Origin of the sequence: Clostridium sp. AF22-10 (genome assembly GCF_003478725.1) — a bacterium.
In the GTDB taxonomy this organism is placed as follows: domain Bacteria; phylum Bacillota; class Clostridia; order Lachnospirales; family Lachnospiraceae; genus Otoolea; species Otoolea fessa.
This window is the reverse complement of record NZ_QUFZ01000080.1, coordinates 1-618: the sequence shown is the minus strand read 5'-3', so window position 1 is coordinate 618 and position 618 is coordinate 1. Positions and strand designations below refer to the sequence as shown.

1 tRNA gene and 1 rRNA gene are annotated in these 618 nt (G+C 55.0%); both read left to right on the top strand.

Going from position 1 to position 618, the window contains the following annotated elements:
• Positions 1–422, top strand: a 16S ribosomal RNA gene (locus DWX91_RS16340); the annotation flags it as partial.
• A gap of 65 nt (positions 423–487) precedes the next feature.
• A tRNA-Ile gene (locus tag DWX91_RS16335) sits at positions 488–564 on the top strand.
• The last annotated feature ends 54 nt before the right edge of the window (positions 565–618 follow it).

Genomic DNA, 618 nt, shown 5'->3' with positions numbered 1-618 from the left:
CTTCACACGTCATACAATGGTCGGAACAGAGGGTCGCCAACCCGCGAGGGGGAGCTAATCCCCAGAAAACCGATCGTAGTCCGGATTGCACTCTGCAACTCGAGTGCATGAAGCTGGAATCGCTAGTAATCGCGAATCAGCATGCCGCGGTGAATACGTTCCCGGGTCTTGTACACACCGCCCGTCACACCATGGGCAACTCGAGTGCATGAAGCTGGAATCGCTAGTAATCGCGGATCAGCATGCCGCGGTGAATACGTTCCCGGGTCTTGTACACACCGCCCGTCACACCATGGGAGTGGGTTTTACCAGAAGTGGCTAGTCTAACCGCAAGGAGGACGGTCACCACGGTAGGATTGATAACTGGGGTGAAGTCGTAACAAGGTAGCCGTATCGGAAGGTGCGGCTGGATCACCTCCTTTCTCGAGCTAATACCGCGAAAGTTGAGCGTTCACGCTTATCGGGCTGTAAATCAAGACAGACTCAGGGGTCTGTAGCTCAGTCGGTTAGAGCACCGTCTTGATAAGGCGGGGGTCGTTGGTTCGAATCCAACCAGACCCACCAATTGTCTGGCGGTAGAAACCTGAGACGTCTCTGTATGGGGGCATAGCTCAGCTG